The sequence below is a fragment of the Paenibacillus sp. FSL H8-0122 genome (assembly GCF_038005345.1).
Classification (GTDB): Bacteria; Bacillota; Bacilli; order Paenibacillales; family Paenibacillaceae; genus Paenibacillus_AQ.
In genome coordinates, this window is sequence record NZ_JBBOTB010000001.1 from 1,134,881 (window position 1) to 1,157,053 (window position 22,173).

Consider the following 22,173-nt stretch of genomic DNA (forward strand, 5'->3'; position numbering starts at 1 on the left):
CCGGATGCGTACTCTTCAAGAAATATTTAATCTGCAAGGCAAGGCAGCGGTTGTGACCGGAGGGGCTGGTTATCTGGGCACAGCTATAGCAGAGGGGCTGGCTGAGGCTGGCGCGACAGTCTATCTGGTCAGCTCGAACGTGCAGCGCTGCAAGGAGGCGGCGGAGGCCATTGCCCGGACAACCGGAGCAGCCTGCTTCGGCAAGGCAATGGATATCCGGGATGAAGCATCAGTCAGAGAATGTATTCAGAGCATCGCCGAAGCGGCCGGAAGCATCGATATTCTGGTGAATAATGCCGCGTTCAGCTCAGCCGCCAAGCTGGCCGTCATGAGTGAAGAGCAGTGGCTGGCCGGGCTGGACGGGACGATCAATGGAACCTTCAGATGTGTCAAGGCCGTCCTGCCCTATATGGTTGAACAAAAGAGAGGCTCCATCATTAACGTCTCCTCGATGTATGGGCTGGTCTCGCCGAACCCGGAGGTCTACGGAGACAGCGGGATGGATAATCCCGCCAATTACGGGGCCGGTAAAGCGGCGATTGGCCAGTTTACCCGTTACATTGCCTGCCACTTCGGGACACACGGAATCAGGGCCAATACGGTATCGCCTGGGCCTTTTCCTAATGCAGCGGTTCAAGCCGATCCGCAGTTCATCCGGCAGCTGGAGAGGAAGAATCCGCTGGGCAGGATCGGCACTCCTGAAGATTTGAAGGGAGTCATGGTATTCCTGGCTTCTGCCGCTTCAAGCTATGTTACAGGTGAGAATATCTCTGTTGACGGAGGCTGGACCGCATGGTAAGCACAGCAGATAAGCAGATGAATATATGGATTCGCGCCGATTCCTCGTATTCTATGGGCACGGGCCATATTATGCGCTGCCTCACACTTGCAGGCGGACTTGCCGCCAGGGGCGGGCAGGTCACCTTCATCTGCCGCGAGCTGCCGGGGAATCTGGCAGATTATATCAGGGGGCAGGGCTATGCGGTGGAGCTGCTTCCGCCGCCGGATGATCCGTCATACGCCGCATTCTGGCTTCAGGTGGACTGGCGGACCGATGCCCTGGAGACAGTGCAGCGGCTGGAGGGAGCTGCTCCTGCAGATTGCCTCATTGTTGACCATTACGGCATTGATAAGCGGTGGGAGACAATGGTCCAGAGGAAAGTGAAGAAGCTGGTGGCCATCGACGATTTGGCGGACCGTCCGCATGAGTGTGATCTGCTGCTGGACCCCAATCCATCCGCTGCCCGGGACCGCTACCAGGGGTTGCTTCCCGCTTATTGCACGAAATTGACAGGCACATGCTATACGCTGCTGCGGCCGGAATTCCGTGCGGCTAAGCTGGGGCTGGCTGAACGGGACGGAAGCATAAGCCGGGTTCTGGTGTTTTTTGGCGGCACAGATCCTACGGGGGAGACCCTGAAGACCTTACAAGCACTACAGAGCCCCGCATTCGCAAACCTGCGGTTGGATGTAGTGGCAGGAGGAATGAACCGCCGCAAGGATGACATCGCAGCCTTATGCGGCACGATGCCACAGGCCAGCTTCCATTGTCAGATTGATTATATGGCTGACTTGATGCAGAAGGCAGACCTCTCCATCGGAGCAGGCGGAAGTACGACCTGGGAGCGCTGTTACCTGGGCCTGCCTTCACTGTGTATTATTACGGCGGATAATCAGCGGGAGATCACGGCCTTGGTTCATGCGCAGGGGGCTGCACTTTGCCTGGGGAAGAGTAACGAGGTGACCGCTCAAACAATTGAGCAGGGGCTTAATTCTATGCTCGCTAACCCGCCCAGAGTACGGGCCATGTCTGAGCAGGCGCTCCGCCTGATGGGCGAGGATAAATGGGATGAGGTCATAGACAGGATTATGGGAGGGGACTATGGCAGACCTAAGGGACTACAGGCTTGAGAAGCTGGGCCAAGAGCATAGCCGGCTCATATGGGAATGGCGCAATGCGGATCATATCAGGCCCTATATGAATCATGACGGGATCATTGCGCTGGAAGAGCATCTTAGCTGGATGGATGCTATTGCCGAGGATACCAGCCGGGTGGTTCGAATCTGTTACTATCTGGACACACCGGTAGGCTTCGTGCAGTTCTCACAGATCGACAGGGTCCATAAGACCTGTGAATGGGGCTTTTATATAGGGGACATGAGCTGTCCCCCCGGCTCCGGCACCATGATGGGAATCTTGGCACTGGAGCATATTTTCCAGGTGGAGCAGCTAAGTAAGGTGTGCGCGCAAATCCTGGATTTCAATCAGCGGAGCCTGTCCTATCACCGCAAGCTAGGCTTCATAGAGGAAGGCAGGCTAGGCAGGCAACGGATCAGAAATCATCAGCCAGTGGATGTGGTCTTGATGGCCCTGTTCCGGGAGCAATGGGAGAAGCACAGGCTACGGCTGACAGAGGAGGCAACGACAGGCCATGAAGGAAATAAAGATCGGTAACCGCACCATCGGCAGCGGGCATCCGCCTTTTGTGATCGCGGAGATGTCCGGTAATCATAATCAGTCTCTGGACCGTGCGCTCGAAATCGTTAAGGCCGCCGCCGGGGCGGGTGCACATGCGTTCAAAATCCAGACCTATACGCCGGACACCATGACGCTTAATCTACGGAATAAGGATTTCATGATTGGGGATTCGAATGGACTGTGGAAGGGGAAATCGCTGTATGAGCTGTATGCTGAGGCGTATACGCCCTGGGAGTGGCATGAGCCTATCTTTGCTTCGTGTAGGGCGCTCGGGATGATTCCGTTCAGCACCCCGTTCGATGAGTCCTCGCTCGAATTCCTGGAGACCCTCGGCGTCGACTGCTACAAGATTGCTTCCTTCGAAAATAATGATATTCCCTTATTGCGAAAGGTAGCCTCCAAAGGGAAGCCGATGATCATCTCGACCGGAATGGCTTCGCTTGGCGATATTGAACAGGCTGTCCAGACCATAACTGAAGCCGGCTGCCGGGAGTATATCCTGCTCAAATGCACCAGCAGCTATCCGGCTTCGCCCGGGAATACCAACCTCAATACCATTCCGTATCTGCGCGACGTCTTCCGTGCTCAGGTGGGCCTGTCCGACCATACCCTGGGCGTAGGGGCCGCTGTGGCAAGCGTGGCGCTGGGCAGTACGGTGATCGAAAAGCATTTCACCCTTAACCGTGCGGAAGGCGGGGTGGATGCTGCATTCTCCCTGGAGCCGGCAGAATTCGCTTCCCTGGTCCGGGAGACAGATACGGCCTGGAGGGCGCTCGGCGGCGTCTCCATCGGGCCCACCCCCGAAGAAGAGAAATCCCTGCAATTCAGACGGTCTGTCTATACCTCCAAGGACATCAAGGCCGGAGACCTGCTCACTACGGATAACCTCAAAGTCATTCGTCCCGGCTACGGCCTCGCGCCCCAATATTATGATCTGCTTCTCGGCAAACGCCTCAGAACCGATCTGCCCGTCGGCACCCCGCTGAGCTGGGACCTGCTGCTGTAATCCGCCTTGACAATTGGGGCGAAAACGTCTATAACTAGAACATATCTGTATCCATTGAATCCAAATTCGATGACGGGACAAGTACGATAAGGTAACGTTCTCCAGAGAGTCGGTGCTTGCTGCGAGCCGATCGTTCACGCCTTACCCGAAGATCCTCCCCTAGAAGCTAAGCTGAAGCGTGTAATACGTGCGTAGGCTCCGCCGTCTGCCGGACGTTATCCCGGACCCGCAAGGTTGTCTATTGCCTGCGGACTGAGATTGTACTGAATCCACACCCTTAGGATGTGCGTGCAGTGCAGATTAGGGTGGTATCGCGAGCGCTGTCTCGCCCCTTTGGGGGCGGGGCGGCGCATTTTTGTGTGGTGGGCATCCCCCTAAATCCCCCTTCCAAGGGGGACCCCAAGGGCTGGCCGCCCTCTGGACACCCGCAACAAGTGCTTATCGAGGTTGGAGAGGCGTCCGCGGAAGGGGAAAAATTTGTTCGGCGTAGGACCGGCCCTTCTTAGGCTGCCCTATCGGGTTCGCCTGCGGGGCCTTAACAGCGCAAACGGCAAAGCCCCGGGCGCGCCCGTCCAGTGCTGCCCTCCGGGTTCGCGGGCCGGGTGGCCCAAGAGTCAACGGCAAGCCCCCCGACCAGTGCTGCCCTCCGGGTTCGCGGGCCGGGTGGCCCAAGAGCTAACGGCAAGGCCCCGTCCAGTGCTGCCCTCCGGGATCGCGGGCCGGGGGCCCAAGAGTCAACGGCAAGCCCCCCGTCCAAGTAGCTGCCCTCCGGGTTCGCGGGCCGGGTGGCCCAAGAGCTAACGGCAAGGCCCCGTCCAGTGCTGCCCTCCGGGTTCGCGGGCCGGGTGGCCCAAGAGCCAACGGCAAGGCCCCGTCCAGTGCTGCCCTCCGGGATCGCGGGCCGGGTGGCCCAAGAGCCAACGGCAAGGCCCCCGTCCAGTGCTGCCCTCCGGGTTCGCGGGCCGGGTGGCCCAAAAGTAACGGCAAGGCCCCACGCAGTTAAGGCCCCGCAGGCGTACCCGTCAGGGCAGCCTAAGAAGGGCCGAGGACTCCGCCGAAGTAATCCTTCCCTTCCACTGACCCTGCTCCTCGCACGATGCACTTATTTCGGGTGTCCAGAGGGCGGCGCCCTTGGGGCCCTCCCTTGGCGAAGGGAGGGTTTGGGAGGGATCGAAAAGCTTTAAAGTTTTAAAATCTTTTTAAAAGAAGAAGGCTCGGATGATATCCGATACAGTTTAAGACTAAACGAAGGGATTGACCATCATGCATAAGGTAGACGTCAAAGAAAAAGCCCGGGCCAGAGATGTCCGGATCTTGAAAAAGTGGAGCGAGGAGGACACGTTCCGCCGCTCGATGGAGAACCGCGAGGGACGCCCGAACTATGTGTTCTATGAAGGGCCGCCCACCGCGAACGGGGTGCCGCATATCGGGCACGTGCTGGGTCGGGTCATCAAGGACTTCATCGGCCGCTATCAGACCATGAAGGGCTTCCGCGTCATCCGCAAAGCGGGCTGGGACACGCACGGCCTGCCGGTAGAGCTCGGGGTGCAGAAGAAGCTCGGCATCTCCGGCAAGCAGGATATCGAAGAATACGGTGTGGAGAAGTTCATCAAGGAATGTAAGGAAAGTGTATTCGGCTATGAGAAGCAGTGGCGCGAGTTCACAGAAGCGATCGGTTACTGGACAGATCTGGATCATCCGTATGTAACGCTGGACAATACGTATATCGAGAGCGTGTGGAACATCCTGGCTACTGTTCATGAGAAAGGCCTGATGTACCGGGGGCACCGCGTTAGCCCGTACTGCCCGAGCTGCCAGACGACCCTCAGCTCCCATGAAGTAGCCCAGGGGTATAAGACAGTTAAGGATCTGAGTGCCACCGCCAAGTTCAAGCTGGACGGCAGCGGCGACTATGTGCTGGCCTGGACGACTACGCCTTGGACGCTTCCGGCGCACATGGCGCTGGCGATGAATCCGGTTATGGAATATGTGCGTGCGCAGCAGGAAGACGGCGTGTATGTACTGGCTAAGAATCTGGTGGACGATGTGTTGAAGGGCGAGTACACTATCCTGTCGACACACACAGGCGCTGACTTTATCGGCCAGAGCTACACACCGCCGTTCGGTTATATCAAGGCAGAGAAGCATAATGTGATTGTCGGAGCCTCTTTTGTAACGGACTCCAGCGGTACCGGGATCGTACATATGGCTCCGGCTCACGGGGAAGACGACTATAAGAGCTGCCGCGAGAATGGGATCAGCTTCGTGAATGTAGTGGATGCTTCCGGGAAATACACGGATGTAGTGAGTGATTTTGCCGGACGGTTCGTGAAGGACTGTGACCTTGATATCGTGAAGGTGCTGTCTGAACGCGGCCTGCTCTACCACAAAGAGAAATACGAGCACAGCTATCCGTTCTGCTGGCGCTGCGACACCCCGCTGCTCTATTACGCAACAGACAGCTGGTTCATCCAGACGACAGCGATCAAGGATCAGCTGATTGCCAACAATAACAGTGTGGACTGGTACCCGGACCATGTGCGCGAAGGCCGCTTCGGCAAGTTCCTGGAGGAGCTGGTGGACTGGAATATCAGCCGTAACCGTTACTGGGGTACACCGCTTAACGTATGGGTCTGCCAGGATACCGGCAAGGAATTCGCACCGCACAGCATTGCCGAGCTGAGAGCGATGGCTATCGGGGAAGTGGCAGAGGATATCGAGCTGCACAAGCCGTACGTGGATAATATCCAGCTGCGCAGCCCGTTCAGCGAAGGAGGCATCATGGTCCGCACCCCGGAAGTGATCGACGTCTGGTTCGACAGCGGCTCAATGCCGTTCGCCCAGAGTCATTACCCGTTCGAGAATCAAGACCGGTTCGAGGACCAGTATCCGGCAGATATGATCTGCGAAGGGATCGACCAGACGCGCGGCTGGTTCTACAGCCTGCTGGCGGTATCTACCTTGTTCACAGGCAAGGCTCCGTATAAGGCGGTTATCGCCCACGGCCATATTTTCGATGAGAACGGCCAGAAAATGTCCAAATCCAAAGGCAATGTCATCGATCCATGGGAAATCATGAACGAATACGGCACGGATGCCTTCCGCTGGGCCATTCTGTCTGACAGTGCGCCGTGGAACAACAAGCGGTTCTCGCGCGGTCTGGTCGGGGAGACGAAGTCCAAGGTAGTGGACACTCTGGTGAACACGCATGCTTTCCTTACGCTGTACGCCGGAATCGACGGCTATGATCCTGCGGATCACCCGTTCAAGGTGTCTGGGCATAAGCTCGACCGCTGGATTCTGTCCCGCCTGAACAGCCTGATCGTGCTGGTGGATAAAGGGCTGGCCGTGAATGATTTCGTGAACACCTCCAAGGCGATTGAGAATTTCGTGGATGAGCTGAGCAACTGGTACATCCGCCGTTCCCGTGACCGGTTCTGGGGCAGCGGGCTGGGCGAAGAGAAGCTGGATGCTTACCGCACCCTTACGCATGTTCTGCTGACCACGGCCAAGCTGATGGCTCCATTCACTCCGATGCTGTCCGAGGATATCTTCACGAACCTGGGCGGCGGGGAGAGCGTGCATCTGGCAGACTATCCCGCAGCGGATGAGAACCTGATCGACCTTGCTCTGGAAAAAGATATGGAGTACGCCCGCGGCATCGTCGAGCTGGCCCGTAACGTCCGCAACGAGAGCGGCATCAAGAACCGCCAGCCGTTGTCCGAGCTGATTGCATCCACGCCTGACAACTTCAACGTGGCGGATTATGAAGAGCTGATCAAAGAAGAGATCAACGTCAAAAATATTGTCATCGAGCACAGCGACAGCGGCTTCGTAGACTTCACCCTGAAGCTGAACCTGAAGGTAGCAGGCAAGAAATACGGCAAGAGCGTCGGCTTCCTGCAAGGCTTCCTCAAAGCGATGGATAGTGACGCTACCCGCAAAGCAGTGCAAGAAGGCGTTATCGCCATTGTGTCACCGGACGGAGAAGAGCTGCAGATTACGTCCGAGGAGCTGCTGGTGGAGAAGCAGGCCAAACCAGGCTTTGCCTCCGCTTCCGGCTATGGACTGACCGTGGCCTTGAACACGGAAATCACGCCGGAGCTGGTACAGGAAGGCTGGGTACGCGAAGTCGTACGTGCGGTGCAGGATTACCGCAAACGTCTGGATCTGCCGATCGACAAGCGGATTGCCCTGACGCTGCATGTCGATGACGAGCTGAAGGCAGCGGTGACTGCATTCGAGCATGTGCTGCGTGAGAATGTACTGGTGACTACGGTTGATTTTGACGGAGAGTATACCTATGAGACCGTGGATGCCGGCGGCAAGAGCATCGGTATTCATATCGGCGCTTAACTCCAGAGCGGCCGCGCATTTCCTGCATTACTTGTCCCTGTATGGCATATACTAGCCGCAAAGGAAAAGGTTCCACGGGTTAGAATGCAAATGACGAGCCCTGTGCTTGAAGAGAGAACTCTCTTTGACCGGGCTCGTTTGTTTTGCGGCTTATAGACAACCAGGAGGTGCAGGGGCATGGGCGGATGGAAAGGCGGGAAGAGTCCTGCGGAGCAGCCGAAGCAGCCGGAAGGGCCGGGCAGAATTTCGATCAGAACCACGGACAGAGGGAATAACAGGGAGGACTCGCCGCATGAGAAGCAGCCCCCGCATTCTGGAGCAGGCCCTTCGGGCAAGACAGAACCGGGCGCAGAATATCCTGGGACAAGTCAGCCAGCCGCTTCTCCCCGTTCTAAGCCTACAGTATCTGTCACAGCAACCGTTGATCCGGCCGACCTTCCCCCGGAAGAGAAGCTGAACGCCCTGTACCGGATGACCACGAGTCTGGCCCAGCAGATGGAGAAGTCACGAATCTCGGAATATACCGAGCTGCTGTATTCCCCGTTCCGGCTAATCTGGCTGAACATTCTCTCCGGCGTGGCCAGGGGGCTGGGGATTGCGCTCGGATTCACTTTTTTTGCAGCGACGATTATTTATGTGCTTCAGGTGCTTGGTGCACTCAATCTGCCGATCATCGGCGATTATATCGCGGATATTGTACGGATTGTCCAGCATCAACTGGAGCTGAAGACGTTCTGAGCGGCGCTGAACCTGAAATAACCCCACATTGTGGGGCAGTACTAGTTAGACAGAAATGGAACAGGGTTCTAAGACAAGCACAGGGATAGTTGTAGAATGTACACCTAAATGCAGCGAAATAGCCTGCTTTAGACGGATAACTGTATTCTGTACAACTAAATTTGCCTAAAGAGGACCGAACTTAGCGAAGAAGGCTTTTTAAATGTACGGAATGCAACTAAACGAGATATAGCCTATGAATCAGATGTTTTAGTTGTACAAAGTGCAATTAAGCCTCTCCAGCTCTCTCATCGGATCGTTCCTAACCATTGCCAAGCATTAGCTGGGCCATGGTTTGTGCTCACTTGCTGTGCCAGCTGTGCTACTTCCGTTCTTTTCGAGTCGGGTCCAGCAGGTAGTCGCCTTCCTCGTCGTCCATGTAATGACGGTAGCTGTTGCCCTTGATAATCATCAGATGATTGCCTGAAATGTCGGTGGCCACGAAATTCTCCCAGGGCTCCACGAAGCCCTCGGTTTCGTCCGCTTCGATCTCCATATCATTGTAGGAGCCGATGTTGTTCCCTTCTGCCATAGCCGGCGAATCCGAGTTGCCCCAGCTCTCCACGATCTGCCAGGCATCCTCGCCATCGAACCCGTTCTGGTCGTCCCGCTCATCCAGACTGGTGCGGCCAAACGGCGGAGACAGCAGCTCCTCCTCGGCCGGCCGGGTGAACGGAGCACTCTGACGGGGAGCATGCTCTTTCGTGTAGCGGGTGGAGGGAAGGGCGGCCAGTCGCTCATAGGGAATAGGTTCGCCGCTGGCGATGCAGATGCCGTAGGTTCCTTCGTCCATCGCCCGCAGGGCTGATTCAATATCATCCAGCTCATGCTCATCCCGCTCCAGCAGGGAGATATCCATGGAACGGTTATACAGCTCTGTGGCAGCATCGCCGGGATGGTTATCGATTTCCGACAGCTCACCCGTGTTGTCACGCATAGCCTCCTGCAGTCCGTATTGTCCGCTATTGCTTAGCCTGTGCTTGATATCCTCCTGCTGCTGCAGAAGAGCAGTACGCAGCCCGGAGAGCTGCTGTGGTGTCAGATGGCTCATTGCTGTGAGCTCCTTTCGGTAGCTAATCGCTGAAACGGTACCGTCCTTTCAAAGGACGGCAAAGCCGGTTCCGCTTGTACGGATAGCTTGGCCTCCGGGGCCCTTTTTTAGCGCTGGCAAATAGTGCCCTTCCTTAACCGGTTTGCCTGGTCATGCAATAGACGGGTTCTTGAGGCCTGTGCTACAATATACAAGTCTTTATACAGTATTCGTACCGCGTAGCCGCGGGAAAAATAAGAACGGAGTGACAACTTCTGTGGTGTACTTTCTGATTGCGCTAATTGTATTTCTGATTGACCAGGGTACCAAATATCTGATTGCCACCCGGCTGGAGCTCGCAGAGCAAATTCCGGTAATCAAGGATTTCTTCATTATTACGTCGCACCGCAATCGTGGAGCCGCCTTCGGAATTCTGGAGGGGCAGCAATGGTTCTTCATTGTGATTACAGTAATCGTTGTATGCGGAATCGTCTGGTACCTGAACAAGGCCCGCAAGACCCGCAAGCTGCTGCCTACCGCGCTGGCGCTTGTCCTTGGCGGAGCGATCGGCAACTTTCTGGACCGGATTCTTAACGGTGAGGTTGTGGATTTCCTCATGTTCAATTTCGGCAGCTATACGTTCCCGATCTTCAACGTGGCCGATTCCTGTATTGTGGTCGGGGTGGGTCTGATTATTCTGGATACGCTGCTGGAAGTGAAGGGCGAACAGGAAGTCACCGAGGTGAAGGAATCACAGGAAGTCAAAGAAGGGAATGAATGATTTGAACAAAGACGTCAAAGAGCTGGCGGATTCAGGCGCCCTCGAGGAAGACAGAGACGTCACCGAATGGATCGTTGCCGAGGGAAATGCGCGGGAGCGGATTGATAAATACGTTACAGAGGCCTTGGAAGACGAGATCTCGCGCTCCCAGGTTCAGCTATGGATCGGCAGCGGACATGTAGTGGTGAACGGCTCGCCGGTCAAAGCGAACTACAAGCTGAATGAAGGCGATAAGGTAACTGTTACGGTGCCGGAACCCGAGGTTACGGACCTGATCGCACAGGATATTCCGCTGGAAGTGGCCTACGAGGACAGCGATGTGATTGTGGTGAATAAGCCGCGCGGCATGGTCGTGCATCCGGCAGTGGGACATCCCTCCGGCACCCTGGTCAATGCGCTGATGTATCATTGCAAGGATCTGTCCGGCATTAACGGCGAGATTCGTCCAGGCATTGTCCACCGGATCGACAAGGATACCTCCGGTCTGATTATGGCGGCTAAGAATGACGCCAGTCATGCTTCGTTGTCCGCCCAGCTTAAGGAGCACAGCGTGACCCGCCGCTATATCGCAGTGGTACACGGCAATCTGTCCCATGACAAGGGGACCGTAGATGCGCCAATCGGCCGTGATCCGCATGACCGTAAGCTGTATACCGTAACTGAGAAGAACAGCAAGCGCTCCGTGACGCATTTTACCGTGCTGGAGCGCTTCGGTGACTGCACACTGCTGGAGCTTCAGCTTGAGACGGGGCGGACGCACCAGATCCGTGTTCACATGAAATTCATCGGCCATCCGCTGGTGGGTGATCCGGTCTACGGGCGCAGCAAGGGAACTACCATGAACGGACAAGCCCTTCATGCAGCGGTACTTGGATTCGTACATCCTTCTACAGGCGAGTACAAGGAGTTCAGCGCGCCGATCCCGGCGGATATGGAAGAGCTTCTATTTACACTGCGCAGCAGATAAGTACAAATCAATAGATTATAAATCCATGGTACACAGGCCCGATTTGCGTCATATTAAGAGCATAGCTTCACAATTTAGGCCCAGGAGATGAATAGAAGATTATGAGCATTGAACAATATCAGGCTACATTCATTCAGACGAATTTCGCAGACCGCATCGGCGGCGAAGGATACGGCAAGGACACCTCCATCTACAAATTCGAGAAAATCAAACGCGCCAAAGCTTCGGCGAAGCAGGATTTTCCGAACATTGAACTGATCGACATGGGCGTCGGCGAGCCGGACGAAATGGCAGATGAAGGCATTGTGGCAAGACTTGCGCTGGAAGCGGCCAAGGAAGAGAACCGCGGCTACTCCGATAACGGTATTCCTGAATTCAAAGCGGCTGCGGCTGTGTATCTTAAGGAAGTTTTTCAGGTAGACGGAATTGACCCTGTAACGGAAATCGTGCATTCCATCGGTTCCAAGCCTGCGCTGGCTATGCTGCCATCCGTATTCATTAATCCGGGCGATATCACGATCATGACCATTCCGGGCTATCCGGTACTGGGTACTCATACCAAGTATCTGGGAGGACAAGTCTACTCTGTGGAGCTGAAGAAGGAGAACAACTTCCTGCCTGATCTGAGCTCCATTCCTGAAGAGGTTGCCCGTAAGGCGAAGCTGCTCTACCTCAACTATCCGAACAACCCTACCGGCGCAAGCGCCACCCCTGAATTCTTCAGCGAAGTAGTGGCCTGGGCCAAAAAATATGATGTAGTCGTCATCCATGACGCACCTTATGCTGCATTGACGTATGACGGCGTGAAGCCGCTGAGCTTCCTGTCCGTGCCTGGTGCGAAGGATGTTGGCGTTGAGCTGCACTCCTTGTCCAAGTCCTATAACATGACCGGCTGGAGAATCGGCTTCGTGGCCGGCAATCCGCTGATCGTGAAGGCGTTCAGTGATGTGAAGGACAACAATGATTCCGGCCAGTTCATCGCCATTCAAAAAGCTGCCGCTTACGGCCTCTCTCATCCTGAGATTACCGAAGCGATTGCCGCCAAATACTCCCGCCGCCACAACATGCTGGTGGATGCGCTGAACAGCCTGGGCTTCAAGGCCGAGAAGCCAAAGGGCTCCTTCTTCCTTTATGTAGCCGCACCTAAGGGCGTCAAGGGCGGACGCCGCTTCGAATCCGGCGAGGATTTCTCGCAGTTCCTGATCCGCGAGAAGCTCATCTCCACCGTGCCTTGGGATGATGCCGGCGCGTTCGTGCGTTTCTCCGTGACCTTCGTGGCCAAGGGCGAGGAAGAGGAGAAGCGTGTCATCTCCGAAATCCAAAGACGTCTTAGCGACGTTGAATTTGAATTTTAAGTTTTGGTTTGAATGGGAGCCGCTGCAGAGCAATCTGCGGCGGTTTTTATTTCTCGCTGAAACGGTACGGTCCTTTACAAGGACGGCAATGCCGTTTCCACTTGGTCGCCGTCTATTTACTATGGTGATCGCCCGGCCTGAACCGGCCACCCGCCCCAATTTGTTGCACAAATTGCAACCTCGCACCGCTCAAACCAAGCCCGGACACGCAAATCCTGCACTTTTTGCAACAATCCATTCGGTAATGATAAATCTTTGGCATGAATCCTGCAAAAACTGCAACAATTGGCCCAGCAGCTTCGTTAAGCGGAAGAATTCCTGCATAATGTGCAACATGTAGGGAAGCAGTGCCGCTTATCCTTTCCGGTAAGCTACCTTATGAAAAGCATTGATATAACGAAACAATCCTTCGCCGTCATCCGGCACATTCACCGATCCACCCAGCGGCAGCATCATCGCCTGATAAGGCTCCGGTACCATTCGATATTGATGCACATAGGAGGTCAGGACGAACCCGTTCCGCTTCCAGAAATGAATACGTTCCTTGTGCGACTCCGTAGCTCCCGATTCAGCCTCGATGATAATTCCACGGATGCTGTATTCCTGCATAGCCCAAGCTTTGATCTGCTCCAGCATCCAGGTCCCCGTTCCCTCTCCGCGCAATGCCTTATCTACTGCGAGGTAATCGATAATCAGGATCTTGTCCGCAGCTTGTCCCACAACACCCGTAACAGCCATCGCGACAACTACCCCCTGATGCACCCCCGCATGTAAGTAACCAATCCCCCGGTTCAGCATACTGCGCAGAATCGCTTCCGTCTTAGCTCCGCTGGGAAAAGCCTCATGGTAGATCTGCTCCATCCGCCCCCACCACGCTTCATCCCATTTTTCTATAGTAATAAACTCCATGTTCATGATTTCATTCGCCTCCAGTTCCATTCCAGTTTTATCATAACAGAGCAGGGGCTGGAACGAAATTAGGGTAGATCGCCCGTGTAAAAAAATGTATAATATGAGAACAAATAATCAGACTCTTGTGCTGTTGGATCTTGTACGACATTATAATTCCATTAGGAGAGAGAAGATGAACACTACACCCGCACATACTGAAACCCATAAGAAAGCCGATATTGCTGAAAGCAGTATTGGTTATATCGATGAACAATTGTTGCCTCAGCAGCTGATCGAAGGCGGGGGGCCTTTTCGGCGAGTTGATCTAACTAGCCTTCCCAGACCCGTGAAATATATAGGATACATGATTGTCTACGGTATCCCTGTGTTGTTAATGAGTTTGATTGTGGCGGTCACTTTTTTTAAATGAGCTGGCATATTGCCGCTGATACGGTGTCTTGTGCCATTAGTGAAACTCCTGAATTCCGCAGTTGTGTAGTCCGCACTATCAGCGCAGCGCCATAGTGCTTCTTCACTTCTGCCCCCACCCCAAGGGGGGATGACAAATCTCTTTCACCGTTTAGGTGGAAGCGGCGGAGGGGATTTTGGAACTGTAGGAGCGGCAGCGTTCGCCTTTGTCTCCGGATTTAATCCGCTAAGCGGTTTATTCAAATCAATCTGGAGACAACAGCGACCGAAAGTCCAAAATCACCGCAGCCGCGCACTTCACCTAAACCCAGCCGCAGCCGCGCACTTCACCTAAACATTTCCCTAACCAGTGAAGAAAATTTGACATCCCCCCATCCATCTGTCATAATTCCCTATAGTTGAATAGCGCCTTTAATTCAGTCCCGTGAGGCTGGCAAGGTAACGTGAATCGAGGTTCGCGTCATGTAAAGAAGGAATCCGTATGAGTACGGAGGGTCTTTTTATGCGCGCGGACACGCCATCTTTTTGAATCTGCGGATTTCACTCCTTGCCTGCTTTGGGCAAGGAGTTTTTTGTTATCCGGGGAACTTGAACAGGCGATCAAGCAGGGGGATGGCAAAGAGGATGGTTACTGAAAAAAATGTCATTATGGACGAAACGGCGATTCGCCGGGCACTGTCACGCATTGCACATGAGATTTTGGAGAAAAACAAGGGTATCGAGAATTGCCTGCTGGTCGGCATCCGCACCCGGGGGATCTATCTGGCTCAGCGGATTGCGGAGCGCATTAAGGAAATTGAGGGCGTGGACATCCCTTACGGGGAGCTGGACATCACCCATTACCGCGATGACCGCGAAGGCGGCGGGGACAACCTGGAAGCGATGGACAAGGCAGTTGTCAACAGCAACCTAATCCTGCCTCCGAGCACCAGCGGCACCCGGGACAAGAAAGTGATCCTGTTCGACGATGTATTGTACACCGGAAGAACGATCCGCGCGGCAATGGATGCGCTGATGGATTGCGGACGGCCCCGGATGATCCAGCTGGCTGTACTGGCTGACCGCGGCCACCGGGAGCTGCCGATCCGCCCCGACTATATCGGCAAGAACGTACCTACCTCCAGGCATGAGCAGATTGAAGTGTCCCTGAGCGAATATGACGGCAAGGACGAAGTGTACATTATTTCAAACCGGGAGGAACGATAACAATGATGACGGCAACCAAAGTGAAGGAACGCAGTCTGCTGGGGATGAAGGAGCTGGCGGGGTCGGAGATTACCCAGCTGTTAGACAGAACAGCCTACTGGGATCATCAGAGCGAGAAGCTCACGCCGGTGCTGAGAGCACATTTTGTTGCCAATATGTTCTTCGAGAATAGTACAAGAACCCGCTTTTCCTTCGAGATGGCCGAGAAACGCCTGGGTGTGCAAGTGCTGAACTTCACGGCTGCGGCCTCCAGTGTGGAGAAGGGCGAGTCGATCTACGACACCGTGCGCACACTGGAGTCAATGGGGATCGATGCCGGAGTAGTCCGGCTGAAGCCTGCCGGTGTGCTGCAGCAGCTTGCCGAGAAGGTTGGCGTTCCGCTGATCAATGCCGGGGACGGCAACAACGAGCATCCGACGCAGGCGCTGCTGGACCTGTACACGATGCGCAAGCATTTTGGCGGATTGAAGGGCCTGAAGGTCTCAATAATCGGGGATATTATGCACAGCCGGGTAGCACGGTCCAACCTCTGGGCACTCACCAAAATGGGGGCAAGCGTGCAGTTCTGCGCACCGGCGAATATGCAGGCTCCTGAGCTTGCGGCCTACGCTCCATACGTGTCCATGGAAGAAGCGCTGAAGGCGGATGTGGTCATGATGCTGAGAGTGCAGCTGGAGCGGCATGCTTCGGGTATTATTTTATCGGCTGAGCAGTACCGGGAGCACTTCGGGCTGACTGAGGAACGGGCGTCCAGGCTGGACCCGGCAACGATTATCATGCACCCGGCGCCGGTCAACCGCAATGTAGAGATCGACGATGCGGTGGTGGAGAGCAGCCAGTCCCGGATTTTCCCGCAGATGGCGAACGGAGTCCCGGTACGGATGGCTGTCATGGAGCGGGCGCTGCAATAGCAGAAAAAAACCTCACATAAGAGTATTAATAAATATACACAAAGATGAATTTTTATTATATAATAACTACAGAGCTTACGGCTGCGGCCGGAAGGCACAAAGGAGAATCCTAACCGTGATCATCAAAAATGCCAGTGTACTGAACGAAGAAGGCGTGCTGGAGCGCAAGCATATTGTTGTGCAGGACGGTATTATCTCGAAGATTCAGGATGCCGCCGAGGCGGTAGAGGAAGCCGGGGAGACCGTTGAAGCGGAAGGCAAGCTGCTGATTCCGGGACTGATTGATATGCACGTACATCTGCGCGAACCGGGGTTCGAGCATAAGGAAACGATTGAGACCGGCGCACGTTCGGCAGCCAAAGGCGGATTCACAACGATTGCCTGCATGCCGAATACACGCCCGGTAACAGACAGTGCAGAGATCGTACAGCTCGTGAAGGATAAGGCGCGCGAAGCGGGACTAGTTAAGGTGCTGCCTTATGCGGCCATTACCAAGAATGAGCTGGGACGCGAGCTGACGGATTTTGCGGCACTCAAGGAAGCAGGAGCGATCGGCTTCACCGATGATGGCGTAGGCGTACAGAGCGCGCAGATGATGAAGGATGCGATGAAGCTGGCGAAGGGACTGGATATGCCGGTCATTGCCCACTGTGAGGATAACTCGCTGGTGGAAGGAGCGCCTGTAGCCGAAGGCACTTTTGCCGACAAGCATGGCCTGAAGGGAATTCCGAACGAATCGGAAGCCATTCATGTAGGCCGTGACATTCTGCTGTCTGAAGCAACGGGCGTCCACTATCATGTGTGCCATGTCAGCACCGAGCAGTCGGTCCGGCTGATCCGCCAGGCGAAGCAAATTGGCATTAAGGTGACCGCCGAGGTGTGTCCGCATCATCTGCTGCTTTCGGAGGAAGACATTCCGGGCATGGACGCCAATTGGAAAATGAACCCGCCGCTGCGCTCGCGCCGCGACGTTGAAGCCTGCATCGAAGGGCTGCTGGACGGCACGCTGGATATCATCGTGACCGACCATGCCCCGCACAGCGAGGAAGAGAAGGCCAAGGGCATGCAGCTTGCACCGTTTGGCATCGTCGGCTTTGAGACGGCCTTCCCGCTGCTGTATACCGCTTTTGTGGCCACAGGCAAATGGGATCTGTCCCTGCTGGTGCAGCGGATGACCGCTGATCCGGCCCGGGTGTTCAGACTGAATACAGGCAGCCTTACAGTAGGGGCGCCTGCCGATCTGACCCTGATTGACTTGAATGAAGAGAAATCAGTAGATCCTGCTACGTTTGCAAGCAAGGGTCGTAATACACCTTTTACCGGATGGAAGCTTAAGGGCTGGCCGGTGAAGACCTGGGTAGACGGCAGAGCCGTATGGAGTGAGGCTTAACAGAAGTAAGCAGTAGCCCATGCAGCCCGGCTGCATGGCTGTGACATAAGAATCAGACTACAGAAACAAGAAGGAGTGGAAGGCATGCAGGCGAGATTGCTGCTTCAGGACGGAACACTGTTTACAGGCACCGCATTTGGCGCGGAAGGCGAGAAGACGGGCGAGGTTGTTTTTAACACAGGAATTACAGGCTATCAGGAGGTACTATCGGACCCTTCGTACTGTGGGCAGATCGTCACCATGACGTATCCGCTGATCGGGAATTACGGCATTACCCGTGATGACTTCGAGTCCGTTCGCCCTTTTGTACACGGCTTTGTCGTGCGGCGTCACGAATCCGTACCCAGCAACTGGCGTGCTGAATACAGTGTAGACGATCTGCTGAAGGAATATGACATTCCCGGCATCAGCGAGATTGATACCCGTATGCTTACCCGCATTATCCGCCACTATGGCACCATGAAGGCAATTCTCACCACTTCGAACAAGCGTGTGGAAGAATTGATGGAGATGATGGGTGACACTACCATTGAAGAGCTGCGCAATCAGGTTGCACGTACCTCAACTACAGCAGCCTACAGCAGCCCGGGCACCAAAGAACGCATCGTGCTGGTTGATTACGGCGCGAAGACCGGTATTCTGCGCGAGCTGAACAACCGCGGCTGTGATGTGGTGGTTGTCCCTCATGATGTCACCGCAGACGAGATCCGCCGCCTGAACCCTGACGGCATTCAGCTCTCGAATGGCCCTGGAGACCCGAAGGATGTGCCTTATGCGGTACAGACGATCTCCGAGCTGCTCGGCGAATACCCGATCTTCGGTATCTGCCTGGGGCACCAGCTGTTCGCTCTGGCTTGCGGCGCTGATACAGAGAAGCTCAAGTTCGGCCATCGCGGCGGGAACCATCCGGTGAAGGAGCTGGAGAGCGGACGCTGCTTCATCACCTCCCAGAATCATGGGTACACCGTGAATGAGGAATCCATTGCCAGCACTGACCTGGAAGTTACCCATATCAATAACAATGACAAGACCGTTGAAGGACTGAAGCATACCCGCTACCCCGCTTTCTCGGTGCAGTACCATCCGGAAGCGGCGCCGGGGCCGCATGACAGCAGTTATCTGTTCGACCGCTTCCTGCAGCTGATCGCAGACCACAAGGCACAGCGGCCGGCCGGATCGCGTCAGGCGCAGCTTGCAGCGAATGCCAGAATCACGGCACCGAAATCATCCGCACCCCAGCTTGAAGCCGTGAAAGGAGCTCTATAACATGCCTAAGAACAACAAACTCAAAAAAATTCTGGTTATCGGCTCCGGCCCGATCGTTATTGGTCAAGCTGCCGAATTCGACTATGCAGGCACTCAGGCCTGCCAGGCCCTTAAAGAAGAGGGCGTCGAGGTCGTGCTGATCAACAGCAACCCGGCGACGATCATGACCGATACCAATATGGCGGACAAAGTATACATCGAGCCGATCACGCTGGAATTCGTGACTGGCATTATCCGCCAGGAGCGTCCGGACGGACTGCTGCCGACACTCGGCGGACAGACTGGCCTGAACATGGCTGTAGAACTGGCCCGTGCCGGAGTCCTGGAGCAAGAGAAAGTGAAGCTGCTGGGTACACAGCTTGAATCCATTGAGAAAGCGGAGGACCGCGATTTGTTCCGTGAGCTGATGCGCGAGCTGGATCAGCCGGTGCCGGAAAGTGCGATTATTACCAGTGTGGAAGAAGCTCTGGGCTTCGCCGCAGGAATCGGCTATCCGCTGATCGTTCGTCCTGCCTACACGCTGGGCGGAACCGGAGGCGGGATCTGCGACAACGAAGAAGAGCTGCGTGAGACCGTCAAGGCCGGTATCCGTTACAGCCCGATCGGCCAATGTCTGGTCGAGAAGAGCATCGCCGGGATGAAGGAAGTCGAATATGAGGTTATGCGTGATGCGAACGACAACTGTATCGTAGTCTGCAACATGGAGAACTTTGATCCGGTGGGCGTACATACGGGCGACAGTATCGTTGTGGCCCCGAGCCAGACGCTGTCTGACCGTGAATATCAGATGCTGCGCAGCGCTTCCCTGAAGATTATCCGCGCGCTGAATATTGAAGGCGGCTGTAACGTTCAGTTCGCACTGGACCCGCAGAGCTACCAGTATTACGTCATTGAAGTGAACCCGCGTGTAAGCCGCTCCTCGGCGCTGGCCTCGAAGGCGACTGGTTATCCGATTGCCAAGATGGCAGCCAAGATTGCCCTCGGCTATACGCTGGATGAAATCGTCAATCCGGTGACCGGGCAGACTTACGCCTGCTTCGAGCCTACACTGGACTATATTGTCAGCAAAATCCCGCGCTGGCCGTTCGACAAGTTCACCTCGGCGAACCGCAAGCTGGGTACCCAGATGAAGGCGACCGGTGAGGTCATGGCGATCGGCCGTACCTTTGAAGAGTCGATTCACAAGGCCATCCGGTCGCTGGAGATCGGTGTCCACCGTTTCCGTCTGCCGGGAGCGGAGCTGCTTGAAGAGAGTGTGCTGCGCTATAGACTTGCCAAGCCGGATGATGAGCGCCTGTTCCTGATCGCCGAAGCCTTCCGCCGCGGGTATGAGCTGCAGGAGATTCAGGATATTACAAATGTGGACTGGTGGTTCCTCTCCAAGATCGAAGGGCTTGTGAGCTTCGAAGAAGAGATCCGTGCCGAAGAGACCTTGTCTGCTGATACGCTGTATCAGGCCAAGCGCAAGGGCTTCACAGACCGGGCGATTGCCGAGATTCGTGCCGAAGGCCGTCCGGGCGGGGCATTCACCAAGGAGTCGGAGGTACGTGTGCTGCGTCTGCAGCAGGGTCTGGTTCCGGTATTCAAAATGGTCGATACCTGCGCCGCTGAATTTGAGGCCACTACGCCATACTATTACTCTACCTATGAGACAGAGAATGAGGTCATTCATTCCGATAAGCAGAAGGTGATTGTACTCGGCTCCGGTCCGATCCGTATCGGCCAGGGGATTGAGTTCGACTACTCCACTGTGCATGCGGTATGGGCTATCCAGAAGGCTGGCTATGAAGCCGTCATAATCAATAACAATCCAGAGACCGTATCTACGGATTTCAATACCTCTGACCGTCTGTACTTTGAACCGCTGTTCTTCGAGGATGTCATGAACGTCATTGCCCAAGAGAATCCGATCGGAGTTATCGTGCAGTTCGGCGGACAGACCGCGATTAACCTGGCTGCACCGCTTGCTGCTGCGGGTGTGAACATTCTGGGTACCAGCCTTGCGAGTATCGACGAAGCCGAGAACCGCAAGAAGTTCGAAGCGCTGCTGGCCCGTCTGGATATCGCACAACCGAAGGGCAAGACCGTAATCAACATTGATGAGGCCGTCGAAACCGCGCAATCACTCGGTTATCCGGTGCTGGTTCGTCCATCGTATGTCCTGGGCGGACGCGCCATGGAAATTGTCTACAACGACACAGAACTGCTGAGCTACATGGTTGAAGCGGTAAAAGTCAATCCGGAGCATCCGGTGCTGATCGACCGCTATATGCTGGGCAAAGAGGTTGAGGTTGACGCCATCTGCGACGGCGAGACCGTAGTTATTCCGGGGATCATGGAGCATGTGGAACGCGCAGGGGTTCACTCCGGCGACTCCATCGCTGTCTACCCGCCGCAATATCTGGATGAAGGCCTCAAGCAGAAGATTGCCGAGATCACTATCAAGATTGCCAAGGAGCTCAAGACCATCGGGCTGGTGAACATCCAGTTTGTTATCTATCAGGACGAAGTGTATGTGATCGAGGTTAACCCGCGCTCCTCGCGTACGGTTCCGTTCCTGAGCAAGGTGACCGGTATTCCGATGGCGAACCTGGCGACCAAGATCATTCTCGGCGGCAAGCTGAAGGAAGACGGGTACACTGAAGGCCTCTGGCCGGAGAGCGACTATGTGTCAGTCAAAGTGCCGGTGTTCTCTTTTGCCAAGCTGCGCAGAGTTGAGCCTACACTCGGACCGGAGATGAAATCCACCGGTGAGGTCATGGGCCGCGATAAGCTGTATGCCAAGGCGCTCTACAAGGGCCTGATCGGCGCAGGGATGAAGATCCCGGCTACCGGGGCAATCATTGTAACTGTAGCCGACAAAGACAAGGCTGAAGCGGTTGAGCTGATGAAGGGCTTCCATGCCATGGGCTACAAAATCATCGCCACCGGCGGTACAGCAGCGGCGCTGGAGCAGGCCGGGCTGAACGTGATGAACGTGAACAAGCTGGATGAGGGGGAGCCGACCATTCTGGATCTGATCCGCGGCGGTCAAGCGAACTTCGTCTTCAATACATTGACTAAGGGCAAAACACCTGAGCGTGACGGATTCCGCATCCGCCGTGAAGCGGTAGAGAACGGCGTCGTATGTATGACCTCGCTCGATACAGTAACGGCGCTGCTGAGAATGCTGCAGACGATTAACTTCTCGTCCCAGTCGATGCCTGCTTTTGTCGGACAATAAGATAGAGGGTGAGGCAGCCGTAACAGGCTGCTACAGGGACGGTTTGCGTTAACGCAGACCGTTCCCCTATGCCCGGGACCTGGAAATGGTTGGTTAGGAGACCACT

At 55.3% G+C, this 22,173-nt stretch carries 17 protein-coding genes; 15 read left to right on the plus strand and 2 right to left on the minus strand.

From position 1 onward, the window contains the following. Positions 1-4 precede the first annotated feature (4 nt). The 6 genes from NSS64_RS05025 (at position 5) to NSS64_RS05050 (ending at position 8,579) form a co-directional block, all read left to right on the plus strand. Positions 5-799 (plus strand): SDR family oxidoreductase, encoded by a 795-nt coding sequence (locus tag NSS64_RS05025; protein ID WP_341139397.1) that lies wholly within the window; start codon positions 5-7, stop codon positions 797-799. After that, complete coding sequence (pseG, locus tag NSS64_RS05030) at positions 793-1,911, plus strand: UDP-2,4-diacetamido-2,4,6-trideoxy-beta-L-altropyranose hydrolase (RefSeq protein ID WP_341139398.1); 1,119 nt, start codon at positions 793-795, stop codon at positions 1,909-1,911. The genes NSS64_RS05025 and pseG overlap by 7 nt, the downstream gene beginning before the upstream one ends. Then, complete coding sequence (gene pseH, locus NSS64_RS05035) at positions 1,883-2,455, plus strand: UDP-4-amino-4,6-dideoxy-N-acetyl-beta-L-altrosamine N-acetyltransferase (RefSeq protein ID WP_340993958.1); 573 nt, start codon at positions 1,883-1,885, stop codon at positions 2,453-2,455. The genes pseG and pseH overlap by 29 nt, the downstream gene beginning before the upstream one ends. After that, complete coding sequence (pseI, locus tag NSS64_RS05040; protein ID WP_341139399.1) at positions 2,433-3,485, plus strand: pseudaminic acid synthase; 1,053 nt, start codon at positions 2,433-2,435, stop codon at positions 3,483-3,485. The genes pseH and pseI overlap by 23 nt, the downstream gene beginning before the upstream one ends. A 1,263-nt stretch (positions 3,486-4,748) precedes the next feature. Beyond that, complete coding sequence (gene ileS, locus NSS64_RS05045; protein ID WP_341139400.1) at positions 4,749-7,841, plus strand: isoleucine--tRNA ligase; 3,093 nt, start codon at positions 4,749-4,751, stop codon at positions 7,839-7,841. Positions 7,842-8,294: 453 nt separating this feature from the next. Then, on the plus strand, positions 8,295-8,579 hold the full coding sequence (locus NSS64_RS05050; RefSeq protein ID WP_340995684.1) for a DUF5665 domain-containing protein: 285 nt from the start codon (positions 8,295-8,297) through the stop codon (positions 8,577-8,579). 361 nt (positions 8,580-8,940) lie between these two features. Here NSS64_RS05050 and NSS64_RS05055 read toward each other — a convergent pair whose 3' ends face one another. Further along, positions 8,941-9,669 carry a TraR/DksA C4-type zinc finger protein gene (locus NSS64_RS05055; protein WP_340938926.1) on the minus strand — a complete coding sequence of 243 codons (729 nt, stop codon included), beginning with the start codon at positions 9,667-9,669 and terminating at the stop codon, positions 8,941-8,943. A gap of 256 nt (positions 9,670-9,925) precedes the next feature. Here NSS64_RS05055 and lspA point away from each other — a divergent pair, with 256 nt between their 5' ends. The 3 genes from lspA (at position 9,926) to NSS64_RS05070 (ending at position 12,751) form a co-directional block, all read left to right on the plus strand. Further along, positions 9,926-10,429, plus strand: a complete 504-nt coding sequence (gene lspA, locus NSS64_RS05060) for a signal peptidase II (protein ID WP_076075971.1) — start codon at positions 9,926-9,928, stop codon at positions 10,427-10,429. After that, positions 10,422-11,396, plus strand: coding sequence for an RluA family pseudouridine synthase (locus NSS64_RS05065; RefSeq protein WP_341139401.1), 975 nt, complete (start codon positions 10,422-10,424; stop codon positions 11,394-11,396). Before lspA ends, NSS64_RS05065 begins: the two co-directional genes overlap by 8 nt. Before the next feature lie 101 nt (positions 11,397-11,497). Next, complete coding sequence (locus NSS64_RS05070; protein WP_340938928.1) at positions 11,498-12,751, plus strand: LL-diaminopimelate aminotransferase; 1,254 nt, start codon at positions 11,498-11,500, stop codon at positions 12,749-12,751. 354 nt (positions 12,752-13,105) lie between these two features. Here NSS64_RS05070 and NSS64_RS05075 read toward each other — a convergent pair whose 3' ends face one another. After that, positions 13,106-13,666: a GNAT family N-acetyltransferase gene (locus NSS64_RS05075; protein ID WP_341139402.1), complete on the minus strand. Its 561-nt coding sequence runs from the start codon at positions 13,664-13,666 to the stop codon at positions 13,106-13,108. Positions 13,667-13,835: 169 nt separating this feature from the next. Between NSS64_RS05075 and NSS64_RS05080 the strand changes: the two genes are divergently transcribed. From NSS64_RS05080 to carB, 6 genes are all read left to right on the plus strand, one after another. Beyond that, positions 13,836-14,072 carry a hypothetical protein gene (locus NSS64_RS05080; protein WP_341139403.1) on the plus strand — a complete coding sequence of 79 codons (237 nt, stop codon included), beginning with the start codon at positions 13,836-13,838 and terminating at the stop codon, positions 14,070-14,072. A gap of 623 nt (positions 14,073-14,695) precedes the next feature. Then, positions 14,696-15,277 (plus strand): bifunctional pyr operon transcriptional regulator/uracil phosphoribosyltransferase PyrR, encoded by a 582-nt coding sequence (gene pyrR / locus NSS64_RS05085; protein WP_341139404.1) that lies wholly within the window; start codon positions 14,696-14,698, stop codon positions 15,275-15,277. Between the two features lie 2 nt (positions 15,278-15,279). Further along, positions 15,280-16,188, plus strand: coding sequence for an aspartate carbamoyltransferase catalytic subunit (locus NSS64_RS05090; RefSeq protein ID WP_076076017.1), 909 nt, complete (start codon positions 15,280-15,282; stop codon positions 16,186-16,188). Positions 16,189-16,303: 115 nt separating this feature from the next. Next, positions 16,304-17,578 carry a dihydroorotase gene (locus NSS64_RS05095; RefSeq protein WP_445667770.1) on the plus strand — a complete coding sequence of 425 codons (1,275 nt, stop codon included), beginning with the start codon at positions 16,304-16,306 and terminating at the stop codon, positions 17,576-17,578. Between the two features lie 84 nt (positions 17,579-17,662). Next, a complete protein-coding gene (gene carA, locus NSS64_RS05100) occupies positions 17,663-18,844 on the plus strand; it encodes a glutamine-hydrolyzing carbamoyl-phosphate synthase small subunit (protein ID WP_340752336.1) in 1,182 nt (393 codons plus the stop codon). Position 18,845: 1 nt separating this feature from the next. Next, the gene (gene carB / locus NSS64_RS05105) at positions 18,846-22,067 is read left to right on the plus strand and encodes a carbamoyl-phosphate synthase large subunit (protein ID WP_341139405.1); all 3,222 of its coding nucleotides are present in this window, start codon (positions 18,846-18,848) and stop codon (positions 22,065-22,067) included. Positions 22,068-22,173: the final 106 nt, after the last annotated feature.